This window comes from Mycobacterium sp. B14F4, assembly GCF_039871645.1.
Taxonomy (GTDB): domain Bacteria; phylum Actinomycetota; class Actinomycetes; order Mycobacteriales; family Mycobacteriaceae; genus Mycobacterium.
This window is the reverse complement of record NZ_JBDPMF010000006.1, coordinates 227,743-245,561: the sequence shown is the minus strand read 5'-3', so window position 1 is coordinate 245,561 and position 17,819 is coordinate 227,743. Positions and strand designations below refer to the sequence as shown.

The window sequence follows — 17,819 nt, the reverse complement described above, 5'->3', positions numbered from 1 at the left end:
GGCGACGCTACACGGGGTCGAACGCGTTGATCAGCCAGCGTCCGTCGCTGTTTGTCATCGCCACCTTGACAGCGCTCGCGGCGAACGCGCCGTCCGGATTCTCCTTGCTGACGGTGTTCTGGTTGACGAACACCAGCACCACCGCCGACGTCGGCTGCATCTCCGCGACCGCGGCCTGCACGACGGCCGCACTGGTCTTCACCTGCTTCTGCTTGGCCGCCGGGGTGACGATCTGCTCGGTGAACTGCGTGTAGTAGTCCAGGAAGTCGCCCGTCAGATGCGACTTCGCGTTCGTGAAGTCCGCGTCGAGCGTCTCGGGCGAGTAGGACAGCAGCGCGACGGTTCCCGTCTTCGCCGCCTCCAGCACGACCTCGCGGGCGCCGGCGTCGGTCTGCTGGTCCGGCCGGAACTGGAAGAAGTAGAGCCACGCCGCGACCCCCGCCGAGGCCACCAGCAGCAGCGTCAGCACCAGCGCACCGATCCGCCTGCGCAGGCCGGGCAGCACCGCGCGCCTGCCCGCGGCGGGCGATTCGGACGCCGGTTCCTGCTCGGCCGTCGACTCGACCTCGGCGGCGGTGGAATCCGGTTCTTCGGCCGCGATGATGTCTGCCTCGTCGGTGTTCTCAGTGGTCACGGCACGAACTCGACTTTCGCCATCTTGATCTGGTCGCCCTCGCGGACCAGGTCCACCAGCAGCCGCCACGAGCGGGGCTCCTGGTTGGCGCCCGCGCTGTTGGTGACCCGGGAGGTGGCCGACACCAGCACACTGGCGTTCGTGTCGGTCATCGACTTGACGGCCGCCACGTTGACGGTGACCTCCGTGACCACCTTCGAGTCCCTGGCCACCTGGGCGAAGGCCTCGGCCTGCGCCTCGAAGTCCTCTTTGAACTGACCCGTCGAGTTGTCGATGATGCGCTGCACGTCCTCCTGGGCCTTGTTGAAGTCCAGCGACATCAGCGTCACCACGCTCTGCCGCGCGGCCGCTTGGTACTCGGCGGTGCGCTGCTGCTCCTGCGCCTGCTGGCGACCGTCGAGCACCATGAGCACACTCAGCGTGATCAGTGCGGAGATGCACAGGATCGCCACCACGGCCGCGACGATCCCCCAGCGGATCCGCGGCATGCGCAGTCGGCGCGACTTCTTGGCCGCCGGTTCGCCGTCGGTCGCCGCGTCGTCGGCTTCGGTGTCGACGACCTCGGCGTCGGCCTCACCGCCCTCGTCGGCGGCGGCCTCACCGCCCTCGTCGGCGACGGCCTCATCGGGCGCCGCTTCGGCAGCGTCGGCCGTCGCCGTCTCCTCGGCCTGCGCTTGCTTGCGCAACCGGATCGCGCGGGCCCTGGCCCGTGCGGCGGCCGCGATCGCTTCTGCTTCGGCGGCTTCGGCTTCCGCTTCCTCGGCGAGCACCAGCGCGTCCGCTGCATCCGCCGACCGCTCAGCGTCCCGCTGCGTCGGTTGCGCGACGCTGTCCGCGTCCATCACCGACGCGCGGCGTCTGAAAGACGGCACGGCGACCTCCTTGTCTGCTACGCCCATTACCTGATGAGAATGCCATTATCCATTTTTGAGTATCGCCGCGACGATACCCGCGTCCAGACCGCCCGGCAAACGCCTATTGCCTGCGGAAACGCTATTTACACGCTGTGCATGCGCTCAGCGGTGATTGTCATGAAGGCGGTCCTTCATCACCTTGCCGGTGGCGTTCAACGGCAACTCGTCGAGGAACTCTACAGAGCGGGGCACCTTGAATCCCGCCATTCGCTCCCGACTCCATGAAATGAGGTCCTCACCCGAGACATCGTCGTGACCAGTATTGCGGACGACGAACGCCTTACCGACCTGCCCCATCCGCTCATCGGGGACCCCGATCACCGCCGCCTGCGCGACGGCGGGGTGCTCGAGCAGAAAACCCTCGATCTCGGCGGGATAGGCGTTGAACCCGCCGACGATGAACATGTCCTTCTTGCGGCCGACGATTCGCAATCGGCCCGTGTCGGTGAACTCGCCGAGATCGCCGGTGTGCAGCCACCCGTCGGCGTCGATCGCCCTGGCCGTCGCGTCGGGGTCGTCGAGGTAACCCTGCATGACGTTGTAACCGCGGACCAGCACCTCGCCGTCGTCGGCGATGCGGACCTCGACGTCCTGACACGGCAGCCCGGCCGTGGTCGCGACGTCGGCGAACGAATCGCCGGGCCGCGACAGCGTGACGTTTCCCGCCTCGGTGAGCCCGTATCCGGTCATCAGCGTCTGGAACGGCAGTTCGTCGTGGATGCGCCGGATCAGCTCGACCGGAATGTCGGCCGCTCCGGTCACCCCCGCCCGCAGGCTTGCGAGCCTGCCCTTGTCGGCGACCGTGAGCAATGAGTGATACAGCGTGGGCGGGCCGGGCAGCATCGTGATGCGTTCGCGCTCAACCAGATCGACGACGCGCTCGACGTCGAAGGCGGCCACCGGCACCATGGTCGCGCCACGCAGGAACGACGCGATGAGCCCGGCCTTGAGCCCGAACGTGTGGAAGTACGGGTTGATCATCAGATAGCGGTCGCCCTCGCGCAGGTCGGCGAGTGTCGCCCACTCCTCGTAGGCTCGCAGGGTCTGGCGGTGGTTCATCATCGCGCCCTTGGGCTTCCCCGTGGTCCCCGAGGTGAAGATGACGTCGGCGACGTCGGCGCCGTCGACCTCACGCTCGAACGGTGAACCGCTGGAGAGGAAGTCGGAGTTGATGTCGATGACGGGCAGACGTCGGGCCGGTTCCGAAGAGGGCAGCGTGTAGTCCAGGCCGAGGAAGTCCTTCTGCACCAGCACGGCCCTTGCCCCGCTGCGGCCGATGATGTCGGCCGCCTCCTCGGACTTGAACCGGGTGTTGACCGGGACCAGCACGCCGCCGGCTGTCAGCAGGCCGAACGCGGCGATGATCCACTCCGCGGAGTTCGGCGCCCAGACCGCGACACGGTCCCCCCTGGCGATGCCGAAGTCCTTGAAAGCACCTGCGGCACAACGGATCCGATGCACCAACTCGGTGAAGGACAAGCGCAGCGGACCGTCGACGACCGCTTCCGCATCGCCGAAACGGTCCGCCGCGCTCAACGCCATCTCGGGGATGGTGTCCCAGTGGGGAAGGTAGGTCACACCGTGACGAGGCGACTCAGGTTGCCGCCCATGATCTTCGCCTGATCCTCGACCGAAAGGTGCTCGAGCGCGGTCACGTAGTGAGTCGGCTCAGCGAGGCCTTCGGGGTGCGGCCAGTCCGAACCGTAAAGCACCTGGTCGACGCCGATCAGGTTGATCAGATCGTCGATACCTTCCTCGTAGAAGGGGCTGACGAAGATGCGGTTCTTGATCTCCTCGATCGGGTTGCTCGGGAAGGCCTCGGGCGCCTTCTTGTACACCTCGGCCATCGAATCCAGCAGCGGGAACATCCACTTCGAGCCCGCCTCGACGATGCCGACCTTGAGCTTCGGATGCCGGAACAGCGCACCGTGGATCACCCAGGAGGCCACCGCATCCTGGATCGGCCGCCACTCGTTGAGGATCGACATCGCGTTGGTCTGGAACGGCAGCATCTCCTGCGCGGCGCCGTCCCACTCCGAGGTGTAGCGGGAGTAGCCGCTGTCGGAGGAGTGCATGCCGATGAACACGTCGTACTCGACGCACTTCTCCCAGAACGGGTCGAACTCGGGCAGCGCGAACGAGCGCGGACCGCGGAAGCCAGGCACCGGCGCCGGGCGGATCAGGATCGCCCGGGCGCCGCGCTTGACCGCCCAGTCGAGCTCCTCGATCGCCTTCTCGACGATCGGCAGCGTGATCACCGGAGTGGTGAAGATGCGGTTCTGGTAGTTGAAGCCCCACACCTCGTCGAGCCACTGGTTCAGCGAGTGGATGATGACGTGGATGGCGACCGGATCGTCGCGCAACCGCTCCTCGATCAGGCTGGCCAGCGTCGGGAACATCAGCGAGCGGTCGACGCCGAGCTGGTCCATCAGCTCCAGGCGCGGCGCGGGCTCGAAGAACGCCGGGATGGACCGCATGGGCTCACCGAAGAGTTCGCGCTTGCTCTTGCCGTCGGGGTTGCCGAACTTGAAGTACTCCTCCCAGGCACCCGGCTTGGCAACGTGCGAGAACGTGGGGTTCGGAATGTAGTTGCTGATCTGCCCCTTGATCGCGATCTTGGTGCGACCGTTGACCTCGACGTACTGGACGACGTCCTTGTACTCCTTCGGGAGGTACTTGGTCATCGCCTCCGGCGGCTCATAGAGATGGTTGTCCGCATCGAACAGCGGAAACGGGATGTCGACCCGGTGTGAAAGTTGCCCCATGGAACACTCCTTATCCTCTCCGGAGAATCCTATTCTCACAGGTGCCGGGTTGGCAACGTGGGGTTCCCTACGTGGCGGTGTTCTCCCGCACGTATTCGCGGACCCGGAACTTCTGCACCTTGCCGCTCGCCGTGCGGGGATAGTCGTCGACGCGGTGCAGTTCCTCGGGACATTTCTGGACGGCCGCGCCGGCCTGCGTGAAATGCGCCCGTACATCCTCGAGCGTCGGCATCTCGTGGCCGTCTCGGACGCGCAACACCGCGGCCGCGTGCTCTCCCAGTCGCGCGTCGGGCGCGGCCACGACGACGGCCTCGGCGACGCTCGGCATGCTCAGCAGGACCTCTTCGACCTCGAGCGCGGAAATGTTCTCGCCGCCACGGATGATCACGTCGGCCTTGCGGTCGGTGATGGTCAGGTAGCCGTCGTCGTCGATGACGCCGATGTCGCCGGTGTGGTACCAGCCGTCGTCGTCGAATGCCCGCCTGGTCAACTCGTCGTCGGTGTAGCCGAGACACAGATCCGGTCCGCGCGAGAGGATTTCACCGTCCTCGGTCAGCTTGATCTCCACGCCGGGCCGCGGATCGCCGTCGGTGTAGAGTCGCTTGTCCTCCGGCGCCGTTGGCCGCGATCCGGTGATCGACGGATGCTCGGTGCTGCCGTAGGAGCGGAACACGAACATGCCCAGGTCGGCCAGCCTGCGGGTGACCGCCGCTGGGACGGTGGAGCCGCCGAGACCGACGGTGGTGAACCGGGCTCGATGGGCATCGGTGCAGTCCGGGTGGTCGAGCAGGCTGGTCACGAAGTAGGGCGGCCCGCCACCGATCGACATCCCTTCGGAATCCATGAGTTTGAGCACCTTGCCGGGATCCCATACGTCGCACAGGTCGATCGGCGCGCCCTCGAGCACCGGGATGAGGAACGCGCCGAGCATGCCGATGAAATGCCCGACGGGCGTCGCGGTCAGCTGTCGGCCGCGGTTCTTCGGGTAGTTCTCCAGCAGCTGGCGCGTCTCGAAGCCCAGCGTCTGGTGGCTGTGCACAACGCCTTTCGGATTGCTCGTCGTGCCGGAGGTGAACGCGATCAGTGCGGGGCTGGCCGGGTCGGCGGGCAGCGTCCCCCGCATGGGTTCGTCGTCGAACAGCTCGTCGAAGCCCTCCGTTCCGACCAGGCCCACGATCGGAACATTCGCGGCCAGGTCGGGCTCAAACCGCATGCGGCCGAACTCTTCTGCGGTGATGAACGCCTTCGGCCGCGACGTCGACAGGATGTGGTTGAGTTCCTTGCGTCCGTAGAAGTGCACGATCGGCACGACGACCGCGCCGAGGAACGCCGACGCCCAGAACGCGACCGCGGCTTCCATCCAGTTCGGCAGTTGCAGCGCAACCACATCGCCGGGCCCCACACCGCGCCGGTGCAGGCCCGCCGCGAGCCGGCGCGCACGCAGCTCGACGTCGGCGAAGGTGCCTGTGTACGGCCGTACCTCCGAGTGCACCCAGAAGCCACTGTCGGGGTTCGCCTTCAGGTGGCGCGCGAGCAACTCACCGAGGGTGTCGGATGTCCACCACCCCTCCTGCTCGTAGCGTTTGGTCAGCTCGACAGGGATGTTGCGCATCGACTCCCCAATGATCAGCCCGCTCCTCCGACTCGGACGCGATGCTATTCTCTGTTTTTGAGAATGCCAATATCGCATATGGAGAATGTCTGATGGTCGACCTCGAGTTCGACGACGGCTTGGCGGTCATCACCATCGACCGTCCGCAGGCGCGCAACGCCATCGCGCCGGAGACCATGGAGCAACTGCACGAGGCTCTCGACAAGGCCGAGGGCGCCACGGCGCTGGTGGTCAAGGGCGCCGGCGACCGCGCGTTCGTGTCCGGCGGTGACCTCAAGCAGCTCGCCGCGCTGAGGACCGAGGAGGACGCCGCCGCCATGGCGCGCACGATGCGCGGGGTGTGCGATCGCATCGCCGGCTTTCCCGGCGTCACCGTCGCGGTGCTCAACGGGCATGCGCTCGGCGGCGGGGCCGAGTTCGCGGTGGCCGCCGACATCCGGCTCGCCGCCGCCGACATCAGGATCGGCTTCAACCAGGTGGCGCTGGAGATCATGCCGGCCTGGGGCGGCGCCGAGCGGCTGGTCGAGCTCGTCGGGTACAGCAGGGCGTTGCTGCTGGCCGGCACCGGCACAATCCTCGAGGCTGCCGACGCCGAACGGATCGGCCTGATCGACCGCGTGCTGCCGCGCGAGTCCTTCGACGGCGACTGGCGCGCCGTCGCGCGCAAGTTAGCCCATCGTCCGGCCGGCGAGATCAAGCGCGTCATGAAGGGCGCGTCCACCGACGAGGCCGTCGCCGCCTTCGCGCGGCTGTGGGTGTCCGACGAGCACTGGGCCGCCGCCGACAAGGCGATGAACCGCGCCAAGTAGGAGCCAAGTAGGAATCGTTGACTCCGCGTCCAGGGCGTCAATGTGCGAGTGCACCGCGCCCTCAGCGCGGAGTCAACCGCCGAGCTCGCGGATCGGATCCGTGCCGTCCCAGTTCGCGGCCGCGTCGCGGACGAACGTCGCCATGCCTGCAGTCATGTCGTTGAGCTCCATGATCTCGATGACGGCGGCTGGACTCCCCGGCGGTTCGACGTAGGCGAAGCGGGTCCCGACGTCCTCGCCGCCCGACCACACCACCGGCCAGCCTGCGGTCTCGACGGCGGCCATCGTCGCCGCGAAATCCTCGGCCCAGTAGGCCAACTGATGAAAACCCTCGCCGCGAGCCTCGAGAAACTCGGTGAAGATGCTCGGCGTGCCGTCCTGCTGCTGGATCAACTCCACCTGCATCTCGCCGCTGTTGGCCAGCCCGAGCGACAGCGTGATCTCGCACGGCTCGCCGCGGTAGGTGACGCGCTGCGGCAGCCCCCGCATGACGAACCACGGACCGACGCCCAACTGCAGCCAACCCGCGATCGCACGGTCGAGATCGGTGGTGACGTAGCCGATCTGGGGACTGCGCCCGGCAGGTCCGTCATGACGCGCTCGGATGGACCACGACGCGCGGCGGCCCCTGACCCTTGCGCACCTGATCGATGGCTTCGGGATCCTCGTCGAGGCCGATTAACCGTCCGATGCTCGGCGACGGATCGGCGGTTTCCCGCACCTCGAGCTCACCGCCGCGGAGCACCACAGCGCGCATGTCACCGTCCCCTCTTCGCCGCGAAATCGGCGGACGCCGCGCTGATCATCTCGACCAACGTGCGCCGGTCGACCGTCCAGATCTGCTCTGCCATCGCGCGGTTGTTCTCTCCGACAACGAAAGTCGGCCCGTTGCCGATGTTCTCGATGATCTCGGCGGCCACATCCTCCGAACGCATCTGAGTCTGCGGGTCGTAGTCCACGCCCATCCGCTGCAGCGCCGGCGTGTAGGTCATGCCCAGCGGGGTGCAGCACACGTCGACGCCGTGAGGGCGCAACTCCGCCCACAGCCCTTCGGCGAAGGTGTGCTGGAACGCCTTGACCGCCGAGTAGACGGCGAGCGTCGCCGACCCGGCGAGGCAGGCCAGCGATGCGACGATCACGATTCCGCCCCGGCCGCGCCCGCACATGGCGGGACCGAAGTGACGCGTCAACGCCATCGGCCCGATGCAGTCCAGAGCCACCTGCTTCACCGAGTAGTCGAGCTCGTTGTCCAGGAATTCCGCCGTGCGGTCGGAGGCGCCCGCGTTGTAGACGAGCAGCCCCACGTCGAGATCGTCGGTGGCCGTGGCGATCTTGGCGACGGCGTCGTCCGCGGTGAGGTCCTGCACGACGGCACGCGCTTGCGCCCCGTGCCGGTCGCGCGCCTTTTCGGCAACCTGCTCGAGCAGCGGACCATTGCGCGCGATCAACACCAGATCGAGTCCCCGCGCGGCCAACTGGTCGGCAAGCGCCGCACCGATGCCCTCCGATGCACCGGCGATCACGGCCCACGGGCCGTATCTGGCGACGAAGTCCGGATCCGTCACGGCGCCACACCGGCGGCGCTCATCACCCGCGCGATATGGGTGGTGCGCTTGACGATTCGCCATCCGTCGGCCGTCCGGGCGAGCTCGTCGTCGTAGTGGCCGAGCGCGTCGATCCAGCTGTTCGAGTCGCCGGGCACCGCCTGCAGCACCGCGTGTACGTAGGAGCGAGCCGTCGCCCGGTCCCCGTCGACTTCGATGGCCGGATTGGAGATCCGGTGGTACGTCTGCCCCATGCCACCGTGGATCTGTTCCATCAAGGCGGTGAACTGGTCGGCGTCCGAGTGCCGCCCGAGGTCGCCGTAGTCGATGTCGACCTCGTCGGCCCAGCACGTGCGGAACAGCGCCCAGTCCTTGAAATCGATCCCGGTCGCGTAGCGGATCAGAACGTCGGTGATCTGCGCGTTGTCAGCATCCACAGCGGAAGGCTATCGGCGAAGTTAGACTCGGGTCAACTACTGATCTGCCCTAGAAAGCCTGTGCATGACGCGAACACCGAGGGCCTCCGTTGCTGACCGAGGTCAGCGCAGGGCGTCGTTTCAGCAGGCGCGCTCGCACGCCACGAAGCAGGCACTGGTGCAGTCCGCGTTGGCGCTATGGCGCGCGAACGGCTATGCGGCCACGACGGTGGCCGATATCTGCCGCGCGGCCGGGGTCTCGAAAGCGTTGTTCTACTTCTACTTTCCGCGCAAGGAGGATGTGCTGTTCGAGGTGGGCGTGTTGTCGACCGACGCCGCACGCCAACGCGCGACCGACATGCTGCGCCAGCCCTACGACCTCAATGCGGTGATCACCGCGGTGCTGGCCAGCCTCGAGGGGACCATGCGCACCAGCCCCGGGGAACTCATCGTCGAGGCGATCATCGAGGGCTACCGCCAGGCGCTCGCCGGCCACGACCATCTCGAGCGGACGTCGGTGATCTTCGCCGAGGTCTTCGAGTGCGCCCGACGCGACGACAAGCTGCCCGCCCACTTCGACGTCACGCACGTCGCGAGGGTCGCACAGTCGCTGGTGAGCGAGGGCGCGCGGCACTGGGCGGCGGGCGAATACGGCGACGGTTCATTCGCCGAGGTCGTCGGGCGCGACATCGCGGCGCTGGTTGAGGGCTACAAACGTCTCTGTTGACGACCCGGTTCTCTCTAGACGAGAACGTCATTTCCGGTTATCGTCAGCGACGTGTCGACACAGCAGATTGCCTTGGCGCCCGAAATCTCCACGTGGCCCGACGAGAACCCTCAGCTGATCGGGAGCCGGTGCGGCGCCTGCGGCGCCACCGCCTTTCCCGTCCAGCAGCGCTGTCCCCGGTGCAGCGCCGCCGAGATGTCGGACGTCACGTTGCCGCGCCGCGGCACGCTGGTCGCCTGGACGACGCAGGGCTTTCCGCCCGGGGCGCCGTACAAGGGTCCGACCGGCAAGGACTTCGTGCCCTTCGGGGTGGGTCTCGTTCAGCTCGAGGATGTGATCCGCGTCGAGGGCCGGCTCACCGAGAACGACCCCGCGAAGCTGCAGTTCGGTCAGGAGGTCGAGCTGACCATGATCCCGTTGACCACCGACGACGAGGGCAACGAGGTCGTCACCTTCGCGTTCAAGCCGGTTTAGAGGAGACAACGAGCATGAGCACCGCGGAAAACTCAGTCGCGATCATCGGTGTCGGACTGCATCCGTTCGGCCGGTTCGACAAGACCGCCATGGAGATGGGCGCCGAGGCCATCCAGTTCGCGCTCGCCGACGCCGGCGTGCAGTGGAAGGACATTCAGTTCGGGTTCGGGGGCAGCTATGAGGTCTCCAATCCCGATGCGGTCACCCGCCTCGTCGGCCTGACGGGCATCACGTTCACCAACGTCTTCAACGCGTGCGCCACCGCGGCGAGCGCCATCCAGCAGACCGCCGACACCATCCGGCTGGGCAAGTACGACATCGGCATCGCGATCGGGCTGGACAAGCACCCGCGCGGTGCGTTCACCGACGACCCGGCCAAGCTGGCACTCCCCCAGTGGTACGCCGAGAACGGTCAGTTCGTCACCACCAAGTTCTTCGGGATGAAGGCCAACCACTACATCCACAAGCACGGTATCTCGCAGGAGACGCTGGCGCGGGTCGCCAACAAGAACTTCCGCAATGGCGCGCTCAACCCGAACGCGTTCCGGCGCAAGGAGATCTCGGTCGACGAGATCCTCAACTCGACCGTGCTGAATTACCCGCTGACGCAGTACATGTTCTGCGCGCCCGACGAGGGCGCCGCCGCGGTGATCATGTGCCGGGGCGACATCGCCCACCGCTTCACCGACAAGCCGGTGTATGTCAAGGCCACCGAGATCCGCACCCGGACCTTCGGCGCCTACGAGGTGCACGCGACGTCCGCGCCGCTCGACGAGGACGCCTCGCCGACCGTGTACGCGGCGAAGGCGGCCTACGAGGCGGCCGGCATCGGGCCCGAGGACGTCGACGTCGCCCAGCTGCAGGACACCGACGCCGGGGCGGAGGTCATTCACATGGCCGAGACCGGCCTGTGCGCCGACGGTGAGCAGGAGAAGCTGCTCGCCGACGGGGCCACCGAGATCCACGGATCCATGCCGATCAACACCGACGGCGGGCTGATCGCCAACGGTGAGCCCATCGGGGCGTCCGGACTGCGCCAGGTTCACGAACTCGTGCGCCAGCTGCGCGGCGAGGCCGGTGACCGCCAGGTACCCGGTGAGCCCAAGGTGGGACTGGCTCAGGTCTACGGTGCTCCGGGGACCGCGTCGGCGACGATCCTGACGGTCTGAGGCGAATCGGATCCTGGCCAGGAAACATCGTTCTAAGATTCGGAAATGAAGTTATCGCGGGCATGCGGGCGGGCAGGGCGATCGGCTTTGCTGACACTCGTATCGGCAATGGCGATCACGGCCGGCGGCGTGCTGGTCACGGCGGCGCCGGTGGCGGCCCAGCCGCCACCACCCCCGCCCGCGCCTCTGCACGACGTCAAGTACACGGTGTGGGCCGAACAACCGTTCTTCGTTGACATCTATTACCGAGACGTCGATCCGCCGAACTGGGCCGCCTACAGCCATAACACATACCAGTTCACTCCGAAGGTCGAGGCACAGGTCGGTCCGGATCAGCAGTGGAACCTCGACGTGCAGCTGGCCAACCCGAACAGCTGGGCGCTGGTCACGGCGACCAGCGGGCCGGGCGAACAGAAACCCAACATCCACTGCGTGCTCGCGGTCGATGGAGTGGTCGTGAAAACCCACCAGGGTCCGAAGGGTGCGCTCTGCTCGATCCGGAGCTACTGACCGACAAACGATGTCGCCTCGCCGGCCGGAAGCGGTTCACCTTCCAGTCGGCGGATCCAGTTCTCGCAGAAGGCGAATGTCTCTGCGTGGCCGGTCGTCATACCCAATGCACGCTCGACAACCAAGGCCTGCGACACGCTGGTCGCGAACACCGTCCACACCACTGGCGGCACGTCTGCGGCGTCGACGCCGTAGCGCTTGAGCGCGTCGGCGATCGCCTTGTTCTGCTCGGCCCTGAAGCGCTCGGCGAAGTGGACGATTTCGGCCCGCAGCGCCTTACGGTGGTTGGCGAGACCCATGAACTCCATCGTCAGCCGGGTGGCCTCGGGTTGCGTGCTGAACTGCCACAGCGCCCACAGCGGCTGGGGCGATGCCAGCGCCTTGGCGAGCACCTCGAAGCCCGTCTCGGCCATGCGGCGGAAGACCGCCAGATACAGGTCCTCCATGGTGCGGAAGTAGTAGTGCACCAGTTGCGGCTTGAGACCGGCCACGTCGGCGACCCGCCGCGACGTCACCGCGGCATAGCCCTCCTCCAGAAGGAGTTTCTCGGCGGCGTCGAGCAGCAGGCCGCGGTTCTTCGAGTCCGGTGCCCCGATTCTTCGCGCCGATGCCATGCGATCACTTCACTTTCCGGACATGAGGCGTTCCGACACGCCGATCGTAGTGGCGGCTCGTCTCGCGATCTTGACCCTGACCTTACCGCCATGCTAAGCAGGTGCTCAGCGTATTGACAACGATTCCGCGAGCGGCACGGTCCGCTCACCACCATCACCAGCACGCGTCAGCGTCGAACTCGGAGGGTTTCCGCAGATGACCACAGATTTCGATTCGGTCGACTACTTCAGCGATCCCTCGCTCGTCCCCGATCCGCACCCGTACTACGACCACATCCGCGGCAAGGACCCCGTGTGCTGTCCGATCAACAACGGCGTGCTGGCCGTGACGGGCTGGGAGGCGGCCAACACCGTCTATAAGGACTCGGAGAACTTCTCCTCGTGCGTGGCGGTGATGGGTCCCTTCACGCCGATGCCGTTCGTCCCCGAGGGTGACGACATCTGCGCGGAGCTCGAGGCCCACCGCACCGAGATCCCGATGTACGAGCACATGGTCACCATGGATCCGCCCCAGCACACCGACGCCCGCTCAATCCTGTCCAGGCTGCTGACGCCCAAGCGGCTCAAGGAGAACGAAGACTTCATGTGGCGGCTGGCCGACCGCCACATTGACGAGTTCATCGCCGACGGCAAATGCGAGTTCCTCGCCGCGTACGCGAAACCCTTCTCGCTGTTGGTCGTCGCCGACCTGCTCGGCGTCCCCGAAGAGGATCACGAGGACTTCCGCGAGGCCTTCGGCGCCGAGCGGCCCGGATCGAACATCGGCGGCCTCGATCACGAGGTGATAGCCGCCAATCCGCTGGCCTGGGCGGACGAGAAGTTCGCCCGCTACATCGAGGAGCGCCGAGAGTCGCCGCGTGACGACGTGCTGACCTCGATCGCGACCGCGAAGTATCCGGACGGGTCGACGCCGGAGGTGGTCGACGTGGTGCGGACGGCGACGTTCCTGTTCGCCGCCGGTCAGGAGACGACTGCCAAATTGCTCGGCGCGGCGATGCGGGTGCTGTCCGATCGGCCCGACATCCAGCAGAAGTTGCGCGACGACCGCAGCCTCATCCCGGTCTTCATCGAAGAGTGTCTGCGGATGGACAGCCCGGTGAAGAGTGTGTTCCGGATGGCCCGCAAGTCAACCACTTTGGGCGACACCCCGGTGCCGGCCGGTACGACGGTGATGGTGAGTCCCGGTGCCGCCAACCGCGATCCCAAGCGGTTCGACAATCCTCACGAGTTCTCGCTCGACCGCAAGAACGTCCGCGAGCACATCGCGTTCAGCCGAGGCATCCACTCGTGCCCCGGCGCCCCGCTGGCGCGTGTGGAGGGTCGCGTCTCGATCGAACGCATCCTCGACCGGATGGCTGACATCAGGGTCAGCGAGGAGAAGCACGGTCCGATCGATGCCCGTCAGTACGTCTACGAGCCGACGTTCATCCTGCGCGGACTCACCGAGATCAACATCGAGTTCACGCCGATCAGCTGAGCCTCGACCGCCGAAACTGCGGGCAGCTCGCCCCTTTCGCCATATCGACGATCTCCGCGCAGTTTCGGCGGAACCACCGGCCCCTCAGAGGTCGCCGCGCTCCCAGTAGGTCCTGCCGTCCTTGGACACGCAGGTGAGGAAGAGCCCGTCCGGTGCCTGGGCAACCTCGCCGTCGAGAGCGGGACACAGGTCGCCCTCCAGCTTGATGCCGTGCATCTCGGGTGACCGGAACCAGCGCGGTTCATATCGGCGCGGCGACCCGCAGAACACCAACCGGCCCCACGAGGTCACGCCGAATGCGTAGTACGTCGTGGTGTTGCAGTAGGACCCGAGCACGACCCCCGGCCTGATCCCCGGCGTGCAGTTGGGATGGTTGCACTCGGCGCCCGGCGGCGGCAGCGGCGGTAGCGTCGGCTGCGCGGCTGCCGACGGTGCAGGGATCAGTGAAGCGGAGGTCATCAATGCAGCGAGCACTGCGACGGTGGATCGCATTACGTCATTCTCACACAGCGACGGAACCAAATTCTCGTTTCAGAGAGGATAGTTACCAGGCGCGATAAGCTTTGCGGTATGCGAGGAGTCGACATAGCCGCAGGGGCCGCCGCAATCGCGCTTGTGGCAAGTGTATGCAGCGCGACACCGGCGTACGCCTCGAATTTCGGTGTCGAACTCAACGGCACCTACCGAGTGATGTCCGACGGTGAGTGGGCCAAGAGAAACGCGGGTCCGTTCGGCGTCGGTGGCGCCGAGAGTTTCTACGACCAGCAGACCGTCATCGAAACCTGGACTGTGACAACAGAGTGCATCAGCCCCATCGAATGCTACGGCGAGGTGAGAAGCGACCGCGGCTACACCGCCACCATTCGGCTCGACGACTACTGGCTGGTCGACCACGATGTCCCGAACTGGTTGCCGTGTCCCAACGGCACCTTCGCGCCCGGCCACCAGAAGTTCATGCTCTGGGGCTTCAACCCCGCGAGGAACGAACGCAGGCCCACAATCACCGACTTCTTGGTCGGCCGCAACATCACGAAGGGCGCAAGCGGCGCTTGCGGCAGGAACCAACCCGTTGTCGTTGAGATGCCCGTGAAGATGCAGAAGATCTGACGCCCCCGATCCCGATCGACGGGATCAGGTCGGCATCAGGTCTTGCCACGACTTCGGGGCCGCCCCAGCATCAATCTTCTGCAACATACCGTCGGGCGTCATGTATTCGCCCGTCTGCGGGTCATAGGTCGTGACGGCCACCGACGGGCCGTCAGAACCGTTGCCGCCGAAGGCAGATGGGGCCGCGGGCACGGCGCCGGAAGCCGGCGGCACCGGCGGGATCGGTGTCCCGTTCAGCGAGTTGCCCGGCGGCGGCGGCGGAATCGGGGCCTGCACGGGCGCCGGCGGCGGCACTTCTCCCGGCGCGGGTGGCGGCGGACCCGGCACAACCGGCGGGAGCATCTCCGGTGGCCGTCCTCCAGGAACGGCGCCCGGTGGCAACGGAGTGCCTTCTACCGGCGCGTAGATCCGGTCCTCGAAGTCGACTCGATCGTCGGGCGGAAGACCCTGCGAAATCAGATTCGGGTCGAGAGGACTCGGACCCAGCGTGTGCTCCCGCATGGCCAGCGGCACGAAACCCCGTGGGTCGTTGCACAATTCGACGGTCGGCGCGCGCTTGCCGGGGTGCTCGATGCAAGGGTTGTTACGGGCTCCACGAACACTGATCGGGGAATCCTGCGGCAGCTTGCAGTACAGATCGTCGGGTGTGTCGACCGTCGTCTGGTCCTCCGGGTTCCGCCATTGTGTCGGCGGCAGGAATCCGACGGTGCACGGTATCGGATCACTGATGGTGAGTGCGAAATCACCCGTAGGAAGGCCGGTGGGATTGTTTCCAGGAAGCCCGAACGCCTGCTGGGCGGCAATGATTCCCGGGAAGATCACCAAGAGTTGCTCGATCGCCGGGTTGTAGGTCATGAGGACCTGAGTCACGGTGGTCAGATTCGCCAGCAATATCGGCAGAGTCGGCCTGATTTGCGTGAGGAGCGACGAAACCTCCTGCGCAAAGCCAGGTCCCCGTTGCAGGATCGCGCGCAGTTCCGGGTCATTCTGCTCGATCTGTTCTGTGACTCCCGCCAGGCTGCGCGACCACGTCCGAATCGCGTCGGCGCTCTCGGCCTGTGATTCCAACAGGGGTCCGACGTCATCGATCAGCGTTCGGGACTCATCGGAGACGCCGCTGAGGTCAGTCGTAATCCGGGACGCCGAGTCCAGCAGTGACTGGAAATCGGGTCCGGCGCCGTTGAACGCCTCGAACGATTCGTCGAGCAGATCATCGATCCTGTCGCCCGGGATACTGTCCACGAGCGCACTCAGCTGATCCAGCATGGGCCCCACCGCTTGCGGAATGGTGGCGTCCGCTCTGGAGATTCGCGACCCGTCCTGCAGGTATGGTCCCGAGTCGGTGCGCGGCCGCAGATCCACATACTGCTCTCCGACGGCGGATACGCTGCGCACCTCGGCTTGCAGATCCGCGGGGACCTTCGGCGAGGTGGCGAGCGACAAGGTGGCCTCCGCGCCGTCTTCAGTCAGCGTCACGCCCATGACCTTGCCGATCTGGACACCTCGGTAGGTCACGTTGCTGAAGCGGTAGAGACCACCGGCCGCAGGCAACTCAAGCGTCACCTTCAGGCGACCGAGACCAAGCAGGGTGGGTACCTGCATGTAGGTGAAGATCATCACCGTCACACCAATGATCGAAGCAATGGTGAAGATGATCAGCTGGTTTCGTACAAAGCGGGTCAGCATCAGCCACCGCCTCCCGGTGTCGGTTGAGCTTCTGCCGGCGGGGCGGGTGATCCCGCTCCATCGGGTGGCGCCGCAGGAGGCGGCGGCACCGCTTCGGCTCCAAATGGCCCCGCGAAGATCTGCGACGACGTGATCGCCTGGTTCTGAGGTAGCCACGGCGCGGCCGGCGGGGGTGGGGACACCGGCAGAATCGGTCCGGACACCGGCGGCATAGGTGAGGCCGGCGGTGTCCCCGGTGCCGGCGTCAGGCCCTCCGGCGGCGGGGCGACGCCCAGCGTCATCGGACTGTAGGAGTAGTTCATGTAGTAGGGATCACCGGGCGCCGGGATCAGTTTGGCCTCCTCCTGGCCCCATCGCGTGCCCAGTAACAATGTCCTCTTCAGGCGCGGATAGGTGAGGTCGAACGTAGCGAACAGGTTGATGTAATCACCACGAGTGATGCGGTCGGCGAACGTGGGGCCGTACGGGAACGCGGTCGCCCAGAGCAGCGCAAGGTTGAGGTCCGGACCGATGTCGGCGAGGGCCCCGAGAGCCGGCCCCAGATTCTCCAGATCCTTCACCAGGTCGTCACCGGCGTCGTCGACCAGAGCGGCTGCGGTGTCGCCGAGTTGGCCGAGCTTTGTCAGCGCGGTCGTCAGCCGGGGCCGCTCCTGGACCAGCACGTCCAACGCCGGCGGAATCTCCTTGAGCGCCCGGTCGATCACATCGCGCTGGCTGGCAAACGTGCCGGCGACCCGATTCAACTGCTGAATCGACGCGATGATGTTGTCGCGTTGCGCGTCCAGCACTCCGATGAAATTGTCGAGCCGGGTGAGCAGTTGGCGGATCTCGGGTTCGCGTCCGGACAACGCACGGTTGAAGTTGTGGATGATGTCGCCGATCTGCCCGAGCCCGCCGCCGTTGGCGACGATCGACAAAGACGACAGCGTCCGTTCGGTCGTCGGGTATGTCGACGATTCACTCAACGGAATGGTCGCACCGGGCTGCAGTCGGCCGCTGGGCTGTTCGCCGAGCGGCGGGTTGAGCGCCAAATGCATCGACCCCAGCAGGCTGGTCTGGCCCACCGTCGCCACCGCGTTGGCAGGCACCACAACGTCGGGCTTGACCGAGATCTCGACATCGGCATGCCAGTTGTCGACCGTCATCTTTCGGATGCTGCCGACGACGACGTCGTCGATCAGCACCGGCGCGTTCTGCTCCAGCGTCGCGACGTTGGCGACTTCAACGGTATACGTCGCGGCGTCCGGTCCACGCCCCTCGGCTCCGGGCAGAGGCAGCGAGTTCACTCCCTGAAAAGCGCACCCGCTGAGCGTCAGCGCAAGACATGACCCAGCGACCGTCAATCGCTTCATATGGCTCCT

20 protein-coding genes are annotated in these 17,819 nt (G+C 66.3%); 7 read left to right on the top strand and 13 right to left on the bottom strand.

Annotated features, from left to right (window positions below; all coding sequences use genetic code 11):
• Positions 1-7: 7 nt before the first annotated feature.
• From ABGB19_RS18680 to ABGB19_RS18660, 5 genes are all read right to left on the bottom strand, one after another.
• On the bottom strand, positions 8-634 hold the full coding sequence (locus tag ABGB19_RS18680; protein ID WP_347687458.1) for a hypothetical protein: 627 nt from the start codon (positions 632-634) through the stop codon (positions 8-10).
• A complete protein-coding gene (locus tag ABGB19_RS18675) occupies positions 631-1,506 on the bottom strand; it encodes a hypothetical protein (protein WP_347687457.1) in 876 nt (291 codons plus the stop codon). The genes ABGB19_RS18680 and ABGB19_RS18675 overlap by 4 nt, the downstream gene beginning before the upstream one ends.
• A 144-nt stretch (positions 1,507-1,650) precedes the next feature.
• Positions 1,651-3,090, bottom strand: a complete 1,440-nt coding sequence (locus ABGB19_RS18670) for a FadD3 family acyl-CoA ligase (RefSeq protein WP_347687548.1) — start codon at positions 3,088-3,090, stop codon at positions 1,651-1,653.
• 32 nt (positions 3,091-3,122) lie between these two features.
• Complete coding sequence (locus ABGB19_RS18665; RefSeq protein WP_347687456.1) at positions 3,123-4,313, bottom strand: amidohydrolase family protein; 1,191 nt, start codon at positions 4,311-4,313, stop codon at positions 3,123-3,125.
• 67 nt (positions 4,314-4,380) lie between these two features.
• Positions 4,381-5,925 (bottom strand): AMP-binding protein, encoded by a 1,545-nt coding sequence (locus ABGB19_RS18660; RefSeq protein ID WP_347687455.1) that lies wholly within the window; start codon positions 5,923-5,925, stop codon positions 4,381-4,383.
• Between the two features lie 92 nt (positions 5,926-6,017).
• On the opposite strand from ABGB19_RS18660, the gene ABGB19_RS18655 reads away from it, so the two are divergent.
• Positions 6,018-6,734 (top strand): enoyl-CoA hydratase/isomerase family protein, encoded by a 717-nt coding sequence (locus tag ABGB19_RS18655; protein ID WP_347687454.1) that lies wholly within the window; start codon positions 6,018-6,020, stop codon positions 6,732-6,734.
• Between the two features lie 72 nt (positions 6,735-6,806).
• Here the strand turns inward: ABGB19_RS18655 and ABGB19_RS18650 are convergent, their stop codons facing one another.
• The 4 genes from ABGB19_RS18650 to ABGB19_RS18635 are packed head-to-tail and all read right to left on the bottom strand — an operon-like array spanning position 6,807 to position 8,715.
• Entirely contained in the window at positions 6,807-7,340 is a 534-nt protein-coding gene (locus tag ABGB19_RS18650) for a VOC family protein (protein WP_347687547.1), read from the bottom strand.
• Positions 7,324-7,491: a hypothetical protein gene (locus ABGB19_RS18645; RefSeq protein ID WP_347687453.1), complete on the bottom strand. Its 168-nt coding sequence runs from the start codon at positions 7,489-7,491 to the stop codon at positions 7,324-7,326. The genes ABGB19_RS18650 and ABGB19_RS18645 overlap by 17 nt, the downstream gene beginning before the upstream one ends.
• A gap of 1 nt (position 7,492) precedes the next feature.
• A complete protein-coding gene (locus ABGB19_RS18640) occupies positions 7,493-8,299 on the bottom strand; it encodes an SDR family NAD(P)-dependent oxidoreductase (protein WP_347687452.1) in 807 nt (268 codons plus the stop codon).
• On the bottom strand, positions 8,296-8,715 hold the full coding sequence (locus tag ABGB19_RS18635; RefSeq protein ID WP_347687451.1) for a nuclear transport factor 2 family protein: 420 nt from the start codon (positions 8,713-8,715) through the stop codon (positions 8,296-8,298). The genes ABGB19_RS18640 and ABGB19_RS18635 overlap by 4 nt, the downstream gene beginning before the upstream one ends.
• A gap of 64 nt (positions 8,716-8,779) precedes the next feature.
• Between ABGB19_RS18635 and ABGB19_RS18630 the strand changes: the two genes are divergently transcribed.
• The 4 genes from ABGB19_RS18630 to ABGB19_RS18615 are packed head-to-tail and all read left to right on the top strand — an operon-like array spanning position 8,780 to position 11,574.
• On the top strand, positions 8,780-9,421 hold the full coding sequence (locus ABGB19_RS18630; protein WP_347687450.1) for a TetR/AcrR family transcriptional regulator: 642 nt from the start codon (positions 8,780-8,782) through the stop codon (positions 9,419-9,421).
• Positions 9,422-9,460: 39 nt separating this feature from the next.
• Positions 9,461-9,895, top strand: a complete 435-nt coding sequence (locus tag ABGB19_RS18625) for an OB-fold domain-containing protein (protein ID WP_347687546.1) — start codon at positions 9,461-9,463, stop codon at positions 9,893-9,895.
• A 14-nt stretch (positions 9,896-9,909) separates the two neighbouring features.
• Positions 9,910-11,064: a thiolase family protein gene (locus ABGB19_RS18620; protein ID WP_347687449.1), complete on the top strand. Its 1,155-nt coding sequence runs from the start codon at positions 9,910-9,912 to the stop codon at positions 11,062-11,064.
• Between the two features lie 45 nt (positions 11,065-11,109).
• Positions 11,110-11,574: a hypothetical protein gene (locus tag ABGB19_RS18615; RefSeq protein ID WP_347687448.1), complete on the top strand. Its 465-nt coding sequence runs from the start codon at positions 11,110-11,112 to the stop codon at positions 11,572-11,574.
• On the opposite strand, the gene ABGB19_RS18610 is transcribed toward ABGB19_RS18615, so the two are convergent.
• Positions 11,568-12,188, bottom strand: a complete 621-nt coding sequence (locus ABGB19_RS18610) for a TetR/AcrR family transcriptional regulator (protein ID WP_347687447.1) — start codon at positions 12,186-12,188, stop codon at positions 11,568-11,570. The genes ABGB19_RS18615 and ABGB19_RS18610 overlap by 7 nt on opposite strands.
• Positions 12,189-12,384: 196 nt before the next feature.
• On the opposite strand from ABGB19_RS18610, the gene ABGB19_RS18605 reads away from it, so the two are divergent.
• Positions 12,385-13,665, top strand: coding sequence for a cytochrome P450 (locus ABGB19_RS18605; protein ID WP_347687446.1), 1,281 nt, complete (start codon positions 12,385-12,387; stop codon positions 13,663-13,665).
• A gap of 84 nt (positions 13,666-13,749) precedes the next feature.
• Here ABGB19_RS18605 and ABGB19_RS18600 read toward each other — a convergent pair whose 3' ends face one another.
• On the bottom strand, positions 13,750-14,157 hold the full coding sequence (locus ABGB19_RS18600; RefSeq protein WP_347687445.1) for a hypothetical protein: 408 nt from the start codon (positions 14,155-14,157) through the stop codon (positions 13,750-13,752).
• A 78-nt stretch (positions 14,158-14,235) separates the two neighbouring features.
• On the opposite strand from ABGB19_RS18600, the gene ABGB19_RS18595 reads away from it, so the two are divergent.
• The gene (locus tag ABGB19_RS18595) at positions 14,236-14,772 is read left to right on the top strand and encodes a hypothetical protein (RefSeq protein WP_347687444.1); all 537 of its coding nucleotides are present in this window, start codon (positions 14,236-14,238) and stop codon (positions 14,770-14,772) included.
• Between the two features lie 24 nt (positions 14,773-14,796).
• Here the strand turns inward: ABGB19_RS18595 and ABGB19_RS18590 are convergent, their stop codons facing one another.
• Both ABGB19_RS18590 and ABGB19_RS18585 read right to left on the bottom strand, forming a co-directional pair.
• A complete protein-coding gene (locus ABGB19_RS18590) occupies positions 14,797-16,458 on the bottom strand; it encodes an MlaD family protein (RefSeq protein WP_347687443.1) in 1,662 nt (553 codons plus the stop codon).
• Positions 16,458-17,810 (bottom strand): MCE family protein, encoded by a 1,353-nt coding sequence (locus ABGB19_RS18585; protein ID WP_347687442.1) that lies wholly within the window; start codon positions 17,808-17,810, stop codon positions 16,458-16,460. The genes ABGB19_RS18590 and ABGB19_RS18585 overlap by 1 nt, the downstream gene beginning before the upstream one ends.
• Between the last annotated feature and the right edge of the window lie 9 nt (positions 17,811-17,819).